Genomic DNA, 14,047 nt, shown 5'->3' on the forward strand with positions numbered 1-14,047 from the left:
GCCGCAGAATCGGACTTCCCAAACTCGATAGTCACTGCCAACCTGCTCCGCGAGAAGGAGGAGGAGACCATGAAACATGCTTGCCTGTCCCTGTTTGCAGTTGCTGCGCTGAACACTGCCGCAATAGCCGAAGATGATTGGTACCCGTCCAAATATGGTGCGGATGATACCAAAGGCGCGATGAACAATCTCTCGCCCGAAGCCACGGTGAAGGCTGCAAAGCTGGTCAAGACCGGTAAGGTCTATGCGCTGGGCGTCGTGACCGGGCCCGAAACCCCGAGCTGGCCTGGGCGCAGCTTTTCTGCAACCGTCCTGCAGACCAACGATGGTGCAGGAGGCTCTATCGGAACCGGCAAGGCAACCGGGCATGACGACATATTGATGACCTATATTGGCGTCGGAACCCAGATCGATGGCTTCGCCCATCTTGGCATCGACCACCGCTATTATAACGGCGTTTCTGCACGCGAGTTTTACCGGTCGGATGGTGTCATCAAATTCGGGACCGAAAATATCCTGCCGACCGCGACGCGTGGCGTGTTGCTCGACATGACGAAGCATTACCAACAAACGCCGGTCAAACCCGGCACCGCCTTCACCAAGGCCGATATCGACACCGCTGCCAAAGCAGCAGGCGTGACCATCGGCAAGGGAGATGTCGTGCTGTTCCACACCGGCTGGATGGCAATGGCCGCAACCGATCCCAAAAAATTCATCAACGAACAGCCGGGGCTTGGAAAAGAAGGTGCCGAATATCTGGCATCGTTGGGTGTGGTGATGATCGGCGCGGATACGGCGGCGCTGGAGGCAATTCCCTTTGAAAAGGCCGATATGCCGTTCATCGTCCATCAGACTTTGCTGGCCAAAAATGGCGTGCATGTGCTCGAAAATATCGACACGGCGGCTCTTGCCGCTGATGGTGCGACCGAATTCATGTTTGTGCTCGGTCAGCCGCGTTTCAAGGGCACCGTGCAGGCCGTTATCAACCCGATTGCTATTCGTTGAGGAGAGAGTGATGGCTGTGTTTGAAACCGTTACGGATGGACTGCGCTTCCCGGAAGGCCCCGTCGTCATGCCCGATGGCAGCGTCATCGTCACCGAGATTGAACAGGGCAAGATCACACGGGTCAAACCCGATGGCAGCAAGGAAGTCGTAGCTACAACGGGCGGCGGCCCCAACGGCCTTGCTCTTGGCCCCGATGGAAAGCTCTATTGCTGCAACAATGGCGGTTTCGAATATGCCGAGGCCAATGGCTATCTGGCCCCGCATGGGATTGCGAATGACTATTCAGGCGGGCGGATTGAGCGGATTGATATCGCGACTGGACAGGTTGAGATACTCTACAAATCCGGCGATCATGGCTGCGTGCTGCGCGGCCCCAACGACATCGTTTTCGACGAGCATGGCGGCTTCTGGTTCACCGACCATGGCAAGGTCGACTATGCCAAACGCTGCCACGACATTGTCGGCATCTTCTATGCCAAGACCGATGGCAGCCATTTGGAAGAAGTGATCTTCCCGTCGAACAATCCCAATGGCGTCGGCCTCGCGCCCGATGGCCGCGCGCTCTATGCGGCGGAAACCTACACCTGCCGGCTGATGAAGTTCAACATCACCGCCCCTGGCAAGGTTGCGCCTGACGCTGGCCCTGGCGGCCCCGGCATCCCGCTCTATCGACCCGCAGGCTATAAATTCTTTGACAGCCTCGCGATGGAGGCGAATGGCAATATCTGCGTCGCGACCATCGGTGAATGTGGTATCAGCGTAATTGCCCCTGAGGGTGAGCTGGTCGAATTTGTCGCGACCGACGATATCTTCACCACCAATATCGCCTTTGGCGGTGACGATATGATGGACGCCTATATTACCCTGTCGGGAAGCGGGCGGCTGGTAAAGACTCGCTGGAACCGTCCGGGCCTCAAACTGAACTATTGAAGGATCGCCAATGTCGCGCCTGCATATCGAAGCCCATGTCATCGACCGGATCGGCTGGCTGCGCGCGTCGATATTGGGCGCGAATGACGGAATCGTCTCCACCGCCAGCCTCATCGCCGGAGTTGCGGCGGCGGGCGCTGCCCAATCGAGCATATTGGTCACGGGCATTGCAGGGCTGGTCGCAGGCGCGATGTCGATGGCGGCGGGCGAATATGTCTCTGTCAGCTCGCAAGGCGATGCCGAAAAAGCCGATATTGCGCGCGAGACAGCGGAACTGGAAACCCAGCCCGAATTCGAACGCGAGGAACTGATCGGCATCTATGAAAAGCGCGGTCTGGACCGTGAGCTCGCCGAGAAGGTCGCCGACAAGCTGATGGCGGGCAATGCGCTCGAGGCCCATTTGCGCGACGAACTCGGCTTAACCAGCGAGATGTCGGCGCGACCGATACAGGCAGCGCTGGCCTCTGCCGGCGCCTTTGCCGCCGGGGCCGCACTGCCGCTGATATTGGTGCCCTTGTTCCCCGGCCCATCGCTCACATGGATTGTTTCGGGCGCGTCGCTGCTCTTCCTTGCCATTTTGGGCGTAGTCGGCGCAAAAGCCGGTGGCGCACCGGTCGGCAAGGGGGTGTTGCGCGTGACTTTTTGGGGCGCAGTGGCCATGGCAGCGACAGCGGCAATCGGCTCGCTGTTCGGCACAACGGTAGGATAAGATTATGAGCAATGCAGCATGGGCCATCGACATTGATCGCGACGATGTCAGCAAAACCGAAGTCGTAACCGCCGAAACCGCGATCGGTCCGGGCGAGATTTTGGTGCATGTCGACAGCTATGCGATGACTGCCAACAATGTGACCTATGCGGTGTTCGGCAAGCCCGCTGGCTTGTTCGGAAACGAGCAGGGCTATTGGGATTTTTTCGCCGAACGTGGCGTTCCGGGGCGGCTTCCGGTCTGGGGTTTTGCGACGGTGCTGGTCAGCGATGTTGAAGGCGTAGCCCCCGGCGATCGCTATTACGGCTATTACCCGATGGCGAGCCATGCGGTGCTGATGCCGGGGCATATTGGCGGCGGCAGCTTTGTCGATGTGACTCCGCGTCGCACCACGCTTCCGCCGATCTACAACCAGTATCAGCGGGTGGAAGCGATTCCCGATTACAAGCCCGAGCATCACGATTACTGGCCAGTTTTCCGCCCGCTGTTCCTGACCGGCTGGCTGATTGCTGACCAGTTCGAGGATGAAGGCGATTATGGTGTGGAGCAGCTGCTGATCGCAAGCGCGTCGAGCAAGACCGCCATCGGCTTGGCGCATGCGATGAAGCAGCGCAGCGAACGGCCGCGCACAATCGGCCTGACCAGCAAAGCCAATGCCGCCGGGTTGGCCGATCTTGGCATTTACGACCAAGTGGTTGCCTATGACGACATAGCCACCCTCGATGCGTCGGTGCCGTCGGCACTGGTCGATATGGCGGGTAGCGGCGATGTGACTCGCACTGTCCACAACCAATTCGCCGATGCCCTCAAATATTCGATGATCGTCGGCAAATCGCACTGGGACGCCGCCCCTGAAATGGGCGAACTAGCGGGTCCGGTGCGCGAAGGCTTTTTCGCCCCCGGCCGCAGCCAGAAACGCATCGCCGACTGGGGTGCGCGCGGCTTTGGCGAGCGTATCGCCGCCGCTTGGCTGGGCTTCATGGAGGTAGCGCCTTCGATTGCGACCATCGACACACGCAATGGCAGCGACGGCGCGCTTGCAGCCTATCATGAAGTATTGAGCGGCGCCGCCGATCCCAAGACAGGAATCATTGTTACCCCATGATATTTTCCCATGTGATTTTCGATTTTGGCGGGGTCATCACCTCGTCACCCTTTGAAGCGTTCAACCGCCTGGAGGCCGAGCGCGGTCTGCCGCGTGATTTTGTCCGCACCGTCAATTCGACCAACCCCGATGACAATGCGTGGGCGAAATTCGAACGCGCCGAAATCGACGTCGAAGGTTTCGATGCGCTGTTCGCAGCAGAAGCCGCAGCGATGGGGCACGCGCTGGAGGGCGCGGCAGTGATATCCTGCCTGGCCGGCGATGTACGCCCCTATATGGTGAACGCGCTCGATCGGTTGAAGGCTGAAGGCTTTGGCATTGGCTGCATCACTAACAATGTGAAGGCCGGTCGCGGTGCCGCCATGGCGCGCAGCGAGGATAAGGCGTTGCAGGTCGAGAGCATCATGGCGCGGTTTGACCATGTGATCGAAAGCTCAAAGGCTGGCGTTCGCAAGCCAGACCCGCGCATTTACCAGATGATGTGTGAGGCTTTGTCTGTCTCGCCCGAAACCTGCATCTATCTCGATGATCTGGGTATCAACTGCAAACCTGCGGCCACCTTGGGCATGCACGCGATCAAGGTAACCAGCGGCGAACAGGCATTGGCCGATCTGGAGTCGGCGGTGGGACTGTCGCTCCGCTGAAAGAGCAACGAGAGCCGAAAACCCAGCCTATTAGCGGGGTTTCGGATTGGCTCGCCGGACACCATCACCTTCGCCAGTGCGCGGGCCTAAGAGGGGCGGGAGTTGCTCGGGGTGCAGCCGCGCACCGCATTTGCTGAGCAGCATGCCGACCGGTTCGCTCTGACTGCCATCGGAAAAATCCAGATAGGCGACCCAGAAAGCCGAATTACAAAACCTTCCTGACATGGTCAGGTTCATGATGGAACTTCCCGGTCTGGGATCACCGGCAAATGGCAGACCCTGCGCATAAGTTTCGGGGGTGAAGCGACCGGTGATTATCAAATTCCGCGTCACCGGATCGGGCTGTATGTCGCTCAGATTGAACCCACGAAGCGCAAGACGCATCGGTCGTTTGCCTTCGGGATTGGCCATGTCGATCTGGAACTTGTCCCCCGTCAACGCGTCAAGCGCGCAAGGCCGGATGACATATCGCGAAGTCGTTGGAATATCGCGGCCATCAGCCCGTATCACCAGCCCTCTCATTTCATCACAATTGCGGCGATCTGGAAGCCGACTGTCAGGCGAATCTGCAGAGGCTGGGTTGGGGACAATCGGGGCTGTGGGCAGCGACAAGGTAGGCGGCATCGCTGCGGCGATGCCCGACCGGGTACCCGAGAAGCTTTCTATTGGTCCCGTGCGGGTCCGGCCGTCGGGATAACGGCATTGCCACTGCCTGGTACCGGTGAAGCTGTTTTCGGCGGCGTTGAAGGTGACGTCGAATATCCCGTAATCATAGCTGTCATCGGCAGCGGTATATAATGTGGGTCGTGAACCGAGGCACATGCTTCCATGCGGCTTGTGGTCACGGCTCGTCATGACCCAATAATTGCCTTTCCAACGCAAGTTCCGATACTCGCCCTCCATCACGATAGCAGCGCGTGGGGCGATGTCGGCACGTGGCCCCGCCCCGTTGCGCCAGTTATCGCGCGGATAGGAAGGTGAATCGGGAACGTAGATGCGCAGATCACCCGTGTCGGTAGTCCAGGTTGAATCGCGACCCACTTGGGCTCTCGCGCCTGACGGCGGGAACAGAGAGGTTGCTAGACCTGCGGTCGCAAAAAGCACCAGATAAAGAATCGTCCGGTACATGGTCATCGCGCATCCTCCTGATCGGCACATCTAACTTTGGTTCCATAACTTACGCACTTGGCAACGCACCTGCCATCCCATGAACTGGGGATAGTGACCCACTCTTGGCCGCGATATTTGTCTTGCATTGGAGCTCCGTATTACCGGTTCGGAGCAGTGCTGACCGAGCAAGGAGACGCGTCATGTTGTCGAGAATGGGTATAGTAGGAAGCCTGCTGCTTATTGTAATTGCAGCCTTCGCCTGGTCGGCGACCGGCAAGGACGAAGCCCCCGAATTTGCCACCGCCCCCTGCACCGACAGCGAGGGCGCGAGCACAGGCTTTTTCTGCCAGCCACTGTCCGCCAAGGGCAAGCTTGTCAAAGCGTGCGATGACAAAAAGCCCAAGGATCTGGCCACATGCCAGTCGCAGGGCGCGCGTGCCTATTGCAGCAGGCGGGGTTATTCGCAGGTGCTGTCTTATGCTGCGGACGCAAAAGGCAATCTTGCCGAGCTGGTGTGTTCGCGCCAGACCGTGACTTCGGTCGCAGCGGTTGAGGAATGGCAGCCGATGTTTAACGTCAACATCATGGGTTATGACCACCGCGAATTTGCCGTTGCCAATGCCAATGACTGGCAAAGCTGCAAGCGTGGCTGCGATGCCGATGGCAGCTGCCAAGCCTGGACTTTGGTCCCCGAACGCAAAATGTGCTATCTGAAATGGGACGGCCGGGCTGAACTGCTGCAATCGAACAATTGCTGCATCACCGGTGTGAAAGGCATGGCAAGTGCCGGCCCCGTCGCCAGCCAGAAAAAGGTCCGCACACCCGAAGAACTGCGCCGACTGGGCCAGCGCACCAAGGGGGCTGCCGAGGATGAAGTCGGTCGCCGTGCCGAAGATGCAGTGCGGCGCGGGATCGGCGATATCGTCAACTGACAATAGGGTACTGACGCTAGGGCTTTGGCCCGCCAGTCCCTTGCACAATGCCGACCGAACGGTTAGGTGGCTGGGTCTCTCCCAACCCCAACCGTAAGGTCGGCAATCCCATGAAAAAACTCTATCCCGATGCAAAGGCCGCGCTCGATGGTCTGTTGCGCAACGATATGCTCATCGCCAGTGGCGGTTTCGGCCTGTGCGGCATTCCCGAACGATTCCTTGAAGCAATAATGGACAGCGGCGTCACCGGCCTGACCTTCGCCTCGAACAATGCCGGTATCGACAATGAAGGCATCGGCAAGCTGCTCCGTACCAAGCAGGTGAAAAAGATGATCGCCTCATATGTCGGCGAGAATAAGGAGTTTGAGCGGCAGTTCCTGTCGGGTGAGCTTGAGGTTGAATTCTGCCCGCAAGGCACGCTCGCCGAACGCATGCGTGCAGGCGGTGCCGGCATCCCCGGTTTCTACACCAAGACAGGCGTCGGCACGCAGGTGGCCGAGGGCAAGGAAGTGAAGGTCTTCGACGGTGAGGAATATATCCTTGAACGTGGCATCTTTGCGGACCTCAGCCTGGTAAAGGCATGGAAAGCAGATGAAAGCGGCAATGTCGTTTTTCGCAAGACCGCGCGTAATTTCAACGTTCCTGCCGCGACCTGCGGCAAGGTCTGTGTGGTTGAGGTAGAGGAAGTGGTGCCGGTGGGCGCACTCGATCCCGATGCAATCCACCTTCCCGGCGTCTATGTGCAGCGGATGATAATCGGCAGCCCTTATGACAAGAAAATCGAGTTCCGCACCGTTCGCGAAAGGGAGGCAGCATAATGACAACTCATGATGGCCTCACCAAAGGATGGACCCGCGACCAGATGGCGGCGCGCGCGGCGAAAGAGCTGCAGGACGGTTTCTATGTGAACCTTGGCATCGGCATCCCGACGCTGGTGGCGAACCATATCCCCGATGGCATGGACGTGACGCTGCAGTCGGAAAACGGTATGCTCGGCATCGGGCCCTTCCCTTATGATGATGAAGTCGACCCGGACCTGATCAATGCGGGCAAGCAGACGATCAGCGAGCTGCCACAATCGGCCTATTTCGACAGCGCGCAAAGCTTTGCCATGATCCGCGGCGGGCATATCGACCTGACCGTGCTTGGCGCGATGGAAGTCGCCGAAAATGGCGACATCGCGAACTGGATGGTTCCCGGCAAGATGATCAAGGGCATGGGCGGGGCGATGGATCTGGTCGCAGGCGTCAAAAAGATCATCGTGGTGATGGAGCATGTTGCCAAAGATGGCAGTCCCAAATTCATCCCCGCCTGCACCCTGCCGCTGACCGGTCGGAATGTGGTCGATATGGTGATCACCGATCTGGCCGTGTTCCAGCGGCCCGACCACCAATCGCCGTTCAAGCTGATCGAGCTGGCACCAGGGGTGACCGCAGACGACATCGCGGCCAAGACCACGGCGCACTACTTGGCGTGAACGGCGCTACGTTGAATATCTGGCTTATTGCGGCAGGGCTGGGCAGTCTGGCCGCATCTGTCCTACATATTGCGTGTATTATCGGCGGACCTGCTTGGTACCGCTTTTTGGGTGCAGGTGAGGGGATGGCCCGGATGGCGACGCAAGGCTCGTGGGTTCCCGCTGCGATTACAATGGCTATCGCGGCGGTCCTTGCCGTCTGGTCCGCCTACGCCTTTTCAGCAGCGGGGCTGTTGGCGCGGCTTCCGCTGGCGCGCACCGCGCTTGTGTTGATTAGCGCGGTGTTGCTGTTGCGCGCAGCCGCTTTCTTAGTGCGATCCAGCTGGCGACCCGATCTGTCCTTTGGCTTCATGCTGTGGTCGTCGCTGATCGTTCTCGCACTCGGCCTTTGCTTTGCAATTGGCACCTGGCAAGCTTGGCCCGAACTGTCCGAAAAGGCCGCGAAATGAATCCGCTTTTCAGAACGGAAAGAAGCAACAGCGGTCGATGAAACGAATTTATATTGCATTTGCTGTTCTCGCCGCACTCGCCCTCGCGGGCTGGCTGGCCACCAAAAGCCTTGATGACGGCGGGCCATTGGCAGAGGCGCCGATCATTTCGCGCCTGACCGCCGAAGACCTGCCCGACACGCCTGACGAGTGGGAGGGCCGGATTGACTATCCTGCGCTGGAACAGCAACTGGCCGAATTGTCGCTGCGTCCCGAAATGGCCGGGCTTGCGGTCGCAGTGGTCGAAGATGGCAGACTGAGCTTCGTTCGCACCTATGGCCTATCCGACCGGACAGCCGGGTCACCGGTTACGCCGCAGACGGTATTTCGCTGGGCCTCGGTTTCCAAAACCGCCGCAGGTGCACTGGCAGCCTCGCTGGCGAACGAAGATGTTGTCGATCTGGATCGACCGGTTGCAAGCTGGCGGACCACTTTGCGTTTGCCGACTGGCGCGGAAACGCGGGTGACATTTGGCCAATTATTGGCGCAGCAAACCGGCCTCACCAAAAATGCCTATGACGAAAGGCTGGAGGATGGGCAGAGCCCCGGCCGCATTCGTGCAGACCTTGTCGCCGCCCCGTTGCAATGCGATCCGGGAACATGCCATACTTACCAGAATATCGCCTTTGACGCCGCCAGCGAGATATTGGGCGATGCGGCCAACCGGCCCTTTCCCGAGGCGGTTGTCGACCGCTTCTTCCGCCCGCTTGGCATGCGCAGCGCCGGATATGGGATGAAGGGGCTGACCGGCGCGAAAGACTGGGCGCGGCCGCATAATAACGGACAAGTGCGAGAAGTGAAGGAAGCCTATTGGCGCGTACCGGCAGCGGCGGGCGTGAACAGCAATATTGTCGATTTTGCGCGCTGGATGCAGGCGATGATGGGATTGCGCTCCAATGTCATTCCTCAAGAAGTGCTCCAGATTGCCCATAGCCCGCGTGTTAAGACCGCGCGGCTTTATGGCGGAGACCTGAAACAGGCAATCAGCGACGCCCATTATGGCCTTGGCTGGCGCAGTTTCATTTACGGCGGCCACCGGCTTGAGGGGCATTCGGGCGCAGTGGCAGGCTACCGTGCGACGATGATTTTTGAACCCGCCACCCGCACCGGTGTGGTCGCGATGTGGAACAGCAATTGGGGCTTCCCCTTTCGTATCCCGTTTGCGGCGATCGACAGCTATCACAACAAGCAGGATTCGATGTGGCTGGACCTTGGCGACCTGCCACCGGTAAAAATCGATGAAGCAGAGGGGTTGCCATGAGCTATATATTGATCACCGCCAACCGGAACTATTCGAGCTGGAGCTTGCGACCGTGGCTGCTGATGAAGGGGCTGGGGCTGGCGTTTGAGGATCGGCTGGAACCCTTCACCAAGCCGAGCAATTATGAGGAATTCCGCAGCTTTTCACCCACCGGCCAAGTTCCGGTGCTGCTGCACCAAGGGCGGACGATCTACGACAGCATGGGCATCACGCTCTATCTCGCCGACCGGCATGAAGGCGTCTGGCCAACCGATTCCGATGCGCGGGCATGGGCGCAATGCGCGGCGTCGGAAATGCACAGCGGCTTTTCCGCGTTGCGCAATGATTGCACGATGAATGTCGGCGTGCGGGTGAAGCCAAAGCCTATGTCCGACGCGCTCAAAGCCAATGTCGCGCGCATCCGCGAATTGTTTGAGGAAGGGCTGGCGCGTTTCGGTGGGCCTTATCTGGCGGGTAGCGCATTCAGCGCCGTCGACGCCTTCTTCGCTCCCGTCGCCTACCGCGTGCGGACCTATGGCTTGGATGTCGGCAAGGGGCAGGCATGGGTCGACCACATCCTCGCCCATCCCGCAATGCAGGCATGGGAAGCCGCCGCACTCAAGGAAGAGTGGCGCGAAGTGGGCCATGAGGAAGAATTGCGGGCGTGCGGCGAGGTGGTGGCGGATTATCGCAATTGAAATGTAGGGTTATTTTCGCCAGCCTGATCCCAAGACCGTTCTTTGACAGCGGGCAAGCACCCAGCAAAATCTCGGAAAATTCGTGCAGCGGCAGGTAAGATATTTTGTTGTGCGGCGGTGGCTTTATTGGGGTGTCTTGGCTTCTTCTTTTTAGAAGTAGGCTTCGGGAGAGCCAAATGTGGGTGGGATTTCAGCGCAGATCGCGCTGTCGATAGCCTACAATCCCACACCTGGCAGCATTGCACCGCCAAAGGCCGTATCCGCCAAAACTATCCCAATCGCCGCCAGTCGGCTTTTCGTCGAAAAGGGCTTTACCTGCATTGGATTCGGCGCTTGCCGCGCTATATCGAATTATCTGCCTGAAAGGGCGCACAAGTTTTCCTGAGGAGAGCATCTACATGGTCCGCAAACTAACCCTGGCGCTTGCCGCCTCCACCATTGCCCTGTCGGGTGCTGCGATGGCGAAGACCACGCCCGCCCCGGTTGCGGACCTCGTCAAGACGGTCGACATTCCCTATGAGAAATTCACCCTCGACAATGGCCTGACGGTGATTGTCCACGAAGACCGCAAGGCACCCGTGGTTGCGGTGTCGATCTGGTACGGCGTGGGTTCAAAGCATGAGCCCAAGGGCCAGACGGGCTTTGCCCATTTGTTTGAACATATCATGTTCAACGGCAGCGAAAATGCGCCGGGCGATTATTTCCAGTACACCAAGCAGATTGGTGCGACCGACCTCAACGGCACGACCTGGCTGGATCGCACCAACTATTTCCAGACCGTCCCGACCAGCGCGCTCGAATCCGCGCTTTTCCTTGAAAGCGACCGCATGGGCCACCTGCTTGGCGGCCTGACCGAGGAGTCGGTGAAGACACAGATCGGCGTTGTTTCCAATGAAAAGCGTCAGGGCGATAACCAGCCTTATGGCTTGGTTGAATATGCCCAGTCGGAAAATCTGTTCCCGGTTGGCCACCCCTATCACCACAATACGATCGGCAGCCTTGAAGATCTGGCTGCGGCCAAGCTCGACGATTTCAAACAGTGGTTCAAAGATTATTATGGCCCGAACAATTCGGTGCTGGTGCTCGCCGGTGATGTGAATGCGGCGCAGGCAAAGCCGCTGGTAGAAAAATGGTTCGGTGATGTGGCACGCGGCCGCGACGTACCGCCGGTCAATGCGCCGATCCCGACGCTGGACGCACCTAAAAAGATTGTGCTGAAGGACAAGGTTCCGGCCACGCGCATCTATCGCAACTGGATTGTTCCCGGCCTGGCTGACCCTGATTATACTGCATTGCGTGCCGGTGCGTCGGTGCTCGGCGGCCTTGCCAGCTCGCGCCTCGACAACATATTGGTGCGCGAAGAACAGAGCGCGGTTTCGGTGTCCTCCTTCATTCTGCCCTTCGTGCATGGCAGCCTGTTCTGGGTTCAGGCCGATGTGAAGCCCGGCGGCGATGCCGATGCGGTTGCCAAGCGGCTCGACGACATCATGGCGGATTTCATCGCCAAGGGACCAACCGCCGACGAAGTGCAGCGTGTTGCGGCAAGTGAGGCAGCAGGCCGGATCGATGGGCTTGAACAGGTTGGCGGATTTGGCGGCAAGGCGGTCGCCCTGGCCGAGGGGCAGCTCTACACGGGCGATGCCGATTATTACAAAAAGGAGCTGGAACGGCTCGCGGCCTTGAAGCCGGAAACGATTTCCGCGGCCATGCAGAAATGGCTCACTCGTCCGGTGCTGGAGATCCGCGTCGAACCCGGTGAACGCGAAGCCTATAAGGAAGTCGCATCCGGCTCCGGCGCACGCACTGGCGGCCTGACAGCCCCGGCCTTCTACATGGCTCCGGGCAGCGATGGCCACGCCACTTCAGCCGTAAAGGCAGATCGCAGCAAAATGCCTGCGCCTGGCGCAACCCCGGCACTCGATTTCCCGACCGTTGAAACGGGCAAGCTGAAAAACGGCATCAAAGTGCATTTTGCCCGCCGCAACGCCGTCCCCGCTGTGCGCATCGCCGTCAGCTTTGATGCAGGCTATGCGGCTGATCCGATCGACAAGCGCGGCGTTTCGAACATCATGGGCAACTTACTGTCAGAAGGCACGCTGACGTTGAACGCGACCCAGTTGGCGGAAACCGAAGAGCGTCTGGGTGCGGATATCAATGTGACCTCGTCGCAGGACCGTACCGTCGCTTCGCTGCGCGCGGTGAAGCCGAATCTGGCCGCATCCATCGGTTTGCTCGCCGATGTAGTCAAGAATCCGGCCTTCGCCGAAAAGGATCTGGAGCGCGTCCGCGTCCAGCAATTGACCCGGATCGCGGGTGAAAAGAACCAGCCGCAAGGATTGGCGCTGCGCGCATTGCCCGAACTGATTTACGGCAAGGCGCACCCTTATGGCGGTTCGCAAACGGGAACGGGCGATGAAGCAGCAGTGCGCACCCTGACGCGTGCCGATGTGGCGTCGTTCCATCAGAGCTGGATCCACCCGGCTAAAGCGGAAATCTTTGTCGTTGGTGACACCTCGCTCAAGGAAATCACCAAATTGCTCAACAAGCAGTTCGGTAGCTGGAAACCGAAAGCAACAGCGGCCCCGGCCAAGAATTTTGCGGTCGCCATGCCAGAGTCGAAAGCGCGGATTGTGCTGATCGACCGACCCAATTCGCCACAGTCGTTCATACTAGGTGGTAAGGTGCTTGACGCCAAAGGTAGCGATGACCTGTTGCCTCTGCGCAGTGCCAACGAGATTTTCGGCGGTGATTTCACTTCGCGCATCAACATGGACCTGCGGGAAACCAAGGGCTGGTCTTACGGCGTCCGCTCGCAAGTCGGTGGCAATGAAGACCGCGTGCCATTCCTGATTTTCGCGCCGGTGCAGACCAACCAGACTGGCCCGTCGCTGGGTGTGTTGTTAAGCCAGGCGCGCGACTTTGTAACCAGCAAGCCAATCACCAAAGAAGAGCGCGATACAACCGTGGTCAGTAATGTCCTCGAACTGCCGGGCAGCTATGAACAGTCCGCTGCAGTTTTGGGCCAGATGCGCGCCGACGCGCTGTTCAAACGTCCGTTCGATTATGCCGAAAAGCTGGCCGGAAAATATAGCGCTTTGACACCGGAAAGCATGACCGCCGAGTTCAAATCCAAGATTGATCCCGAGAAAATGGCTTGGGTTGTGGTGGGCGATGCGGCCAAGGTGAAGCCGCAGTTGGAAGCGCTTGGATTGCCGGTTGAAATGCAATCCGAAGCTGCTAAGCCTACTGACACCAATGCAAATTAACCCTTGAATCGAGAGGAGAAGATAAATGGCAGCAGTAGATGGCGATTGGGAAGTAACCGTCAAAAGCCCGATGGGTGACCAGAAGTCGGTTCTGACCATCAACAGCGATGGTGACAGCTTCACCGGCAAAATGCAGGGCAGCCTGGGTTCGATGGACATTGCCAATGGCAGCGTCAGCGGCAACACGCTGAGCTGGAAAATGGACATGACCGTGCCGATGCCGATGACGCTCGATTGCACCGCTACCGTCGACGGCGACAGCATCACTGGCGAAGTCAAGGCCGGTGCTTTCGGTTCGATGCCGGTTTCGGGCACGCGCAAGGCCTAATTCGCTCCAACATATTGAATTTCAGGCAGGCCGCTTTCCCTAATGGGTGAGCGGCCTTGTCGTTTCCGGCTGTGGTGCGTAAGACTTTGGTGTACCGATTCTTAAGGATAAGGG

General features: G+C 58.9%; 14 protein-coding genes. 13 read left to right on the forward strand and 1 reads right to left on the reverse strand.

Annotated elements, in window-relative coordinates; all coding sequences use genetic code 11:
* The first annotated feature begins 69 nt into the window (after positions 1-69).
* The 5 genes from DXH95_RS15295 to DXH95_RS15315 are packed head-to-tail and all read left to right on the forward strand — an operon-like array spanning position 70 to position 4,394.
* Entirely contained in the window at positions 70-1,005 is a 936-nt protein-coding gene (locus DXH95_RS15295; RefSeq protein WP_115550426.1) for a cyclase family protein, read from the forward strand.
* Positions 1,006-1,015: 10 nt separating this feature from the next.
* Positions 1,016-1,936 carry an SMP-30/gluconolactonase/LRE family protein gene (locus DXH95_RS15300; RefSeq protein ID WP_115550427.1) on the forward strand — a complete coding sequence of 307 codons (921 nt, stop codon included), beginning with the start codon at positions 1,016-1,018 and terminating at the stop codon, positions 1,934-1,936.
* 10 nt (positions 1,937-1,946) lie between these two features.
* A complete protein-coding gene (locus DXH95_RS15305) occupies positions 1,947-2,645 on the forward strand; it encodes a VIT1/CCC1 transporter family protein (protein WP_115550428.1) in 699 nt (232 codons plus the stop codon).
* A gap of 4 nt (positions 2,646-2,649) precedes the next feature.
* Positions 2,650-3,750, forward strand: a complete 1,101-nt coding sequence (locus DXH95_RS15310) for a DUF2855 family protein (protein WP_115550429.1) — start codon at positions 2,650-2,652, stop codon at positions 3,748-3,750.
* Positions 3,747-4,394: an HAD-IA family hydrolase gene (locus tag DXH95_RS15315; protein WP_115550430.1), complete on the forward strand. Its 648-nt coding sequence runs from the start codon at positions 3,747-3,749 to the stop codon at positions 4,392-4,394. The genes DXH95_RS15310 and DXH95_RS15315 overlap by 4 nt, the downstream gene beginning before the upstream one ends.
* A gap of 30 nt (positions 4,395-4,424) precedes the next feature.
* On the opposite strand, the gene DXH95_RS15320 is transcribed toward DXH95_RS15315, so the two are convergent.
* On the reverse strand, positions 4,425-5,528 hold the full coding sequence (locus tag DXH95_RS15320) for a hypothetical protein (RefSeq protein WP_147291764.1): 1,104 nt from the start codon (positions 5,526-5,528) through the stop codon (positions 4,425-4,427).
* 176 nt (positions 5,529-5,704) lie between these two features.
* On the opposite strand from DXH95_RS15320, the gene DXH95_RS15325 reads away from it, so the two are divergent.
* From DXH95_RS15325 to DXH95_RS15365, 8 genes are all read left to right on the forward strand, one after another.
* A complete protein-coding gene (locus tag DXH95_RS15325; protein ID WP_147291765.1) occupies positions 5,705-6,436 on the forward strand; it encodes a PAN domain-containing protein in 732 nt (243 codons plus the stop codon).
* A 110-nt stretch (positions 6,437-6,546) separates the two neighbouring features.
* A complete protein-coding gene (locus DXH95_RS15330; protein WP_115550552.1) occupies positions 6,547-7,254 on the forward strand; it encodes a CoA transferase subunit A in 708 nt (235 codons plus the stop codon).
* Positions 7,254-7,913, forward strand: a complete 660-nt coding sequence (locus tag DXH95_RS15335) for a CoA transferase subunit B (RefSeq protein WP_115550433.1) — start codon at positions 7,254-7,256, stop codon at positions 7,911-7,913. Before DXH95_RS15330 ends, DXH95_RS15335 begins: the two co-directional genes overlap by 1 nt.
* Before the next feature lie 11 nt (positions 7,914-7,924).
* Positions 7,925-8,362, forward strand: a complete 438-nt coding sequence (locus tag DXH95_RS15340; RefSeq protein ID WP_115550553.1) for a hypothetical protein — start codon at positions 7,925-7,927, stop codon at positions 8,360-8,362.
* A 37-nt stretch (positions 8,363-8,399) separates the two neighbouring features.
* On the forward strand, positions 8,400-9,662 hold the full coding sequence (locus DXH95_RS15345; RefSeq protein ID WP_115550434.1) for a serine hydrolase domain-containing protein: 1,263 nt from the start codon (positions 8,400-8,402) through the stop codon (positions 9,660-9,662).
* Positions 9,659-10,339, forward strand: coding sequence for a glutathione S-transferase family protein (locus DXH95_RS15350; RefSeq protein WP_115550435.1), 681 nt, complete (start codon positions 9,659-9,661; stop codon positions 10,337-10,339). Before DXH95_RS15345 ends, DXH95_RS15350 begins: the two co-directional genes overlap by 4 nt.
* A 398-nt stretch (positions 10,340-10,737) precedes the next feature.
* Positions 10,738-13,605 (forward strand): M16 family metallopeptidase, encoded by a 2,868-nt coding sequence (locus tag DXH95_RS15360; RefSeq protein WP_115550437.1) that lies wholly within the window; start codon positions 10,738-10,740, stop codon positions 13,603-13,605.
* A 25-nt stretch (positions 13,606-13,630) separates the two neighbouring features.
* Positions 13,631-13,933 carry a hypothetical protein gene (locus tag DXH95_RS15365; RefSeq protein ID WP_115550438.1) on the forward strand — a complete coding sequence of 101 codons (303 nt, stop codon included), beginning with the start codon at positions 13,631-13,633 and terminating at the stop codon, positions 13,931-13,933.
* The last annotated feature ends 114 nt before the right edge of the window (positions 13,934-14,047 follow it).

The sequence above is a fragment of the Sphingorhabdus pulchriflava genome, from assembly GCF_003367235.1.
Lineage (GTDB): Bacteria > Pseudomonadota > Alphaproteobacteria > Sphingomonadales > Sphingomonadaceae > Sphingorhabdus_B > Sphingorhabdus_B pulchriflava.

Bases quoted from the DNA above. Each gene is read 5' to 3' on its own strand.
- DXH95_RS15295 (WP_115550426.1), top strand. From the start codon at position 70: ATGAAACATGCTTGCCTGTCCCTGTTTGCAGTTGCTGCGCTGAACACT.
- DXH95_RS15300 (WP_115550427.1), top strand. From the start codon at position 1,016: ATGGCTGTGTTTGAAACCGTTACGGATGGACTGCGCTTCCCGGAAGGC.
- DXH95_RS15305 (WP_115550428.1), top strand. From the start codon at position 1,947: ATGTCGCGCCTGCATATCGAAGCCCATGTCATCGACCGGATCGGCTGG.
- DXH95_RS15310 (WP_115550429.1), top strand. From the start codon at position 2,650: ATGAGCAATGCAGCATGGGCCATCGACATTGATCGCGACGATGTCAGC.
- DXH95_RS15315 (WP_115550430.1), top strand. From the start codon at position 3,747: ATGATATTTTCCCATGTGATTTTCGATTTTGGCGGGGTCATCACCTCG.
- DXH95_RS15320 (WP_147291764.1), bottom strand. From the start codon at position 5,528: ATGACCATGTACCGGACGATTCTTTATCTGGTGCTTTTTGCGACCGCA.
- DXH95_RS15325 (WP_147291765.1), top strand. From the start codon at position 5,705: ATGTTGTCGAGAATGGGTATAGTAGGAAGCCTGCTGCTTATTGTAATT.
- DXH95_RS15330 (WP_115550552.1), top strand. From the start codon at position 6,547: ATGAAAAAACTCTATCCCGATGCAAAGGCCGCGCTCGATGGTCTGTTG.
- DXH95_RS15335 (WP_115550433.1), top strand. From the start codon at position 7,254: ATGACAACTCATGATGGCCTCACCAAAGGATGGACCCGCGACCAGATG.
- DXH95_RS15345 (WP_115550434.1), top strand. From the start codon at position 8,400: ATGAAACGAATTTATATTGCATTTGCTGTTCTCGCCGCACTCGCCCTC.
- DXH95_RS15350 (WP_115550435.1), top strand. From the start codon at position 9,659: ATGAGCTATATATTGATCACCGCCAACCGGAACTATTCGAGCTGGAGC.
- DXH95_RS15360 (WP_115550437.1), top strand. From the start codon at position 10,738: ATGGTCCGCAAACTAACCCTGGCGCTTGCCGCCTCCACCATTGCCCTG.
- DXH95_RS15365 (WP_115550438.1), top strand. From the start codon at position 13,631: ATGGCAGCAGTAGATGGCGATTGGGAAGTAACCGTCAAAAGCCCGATG.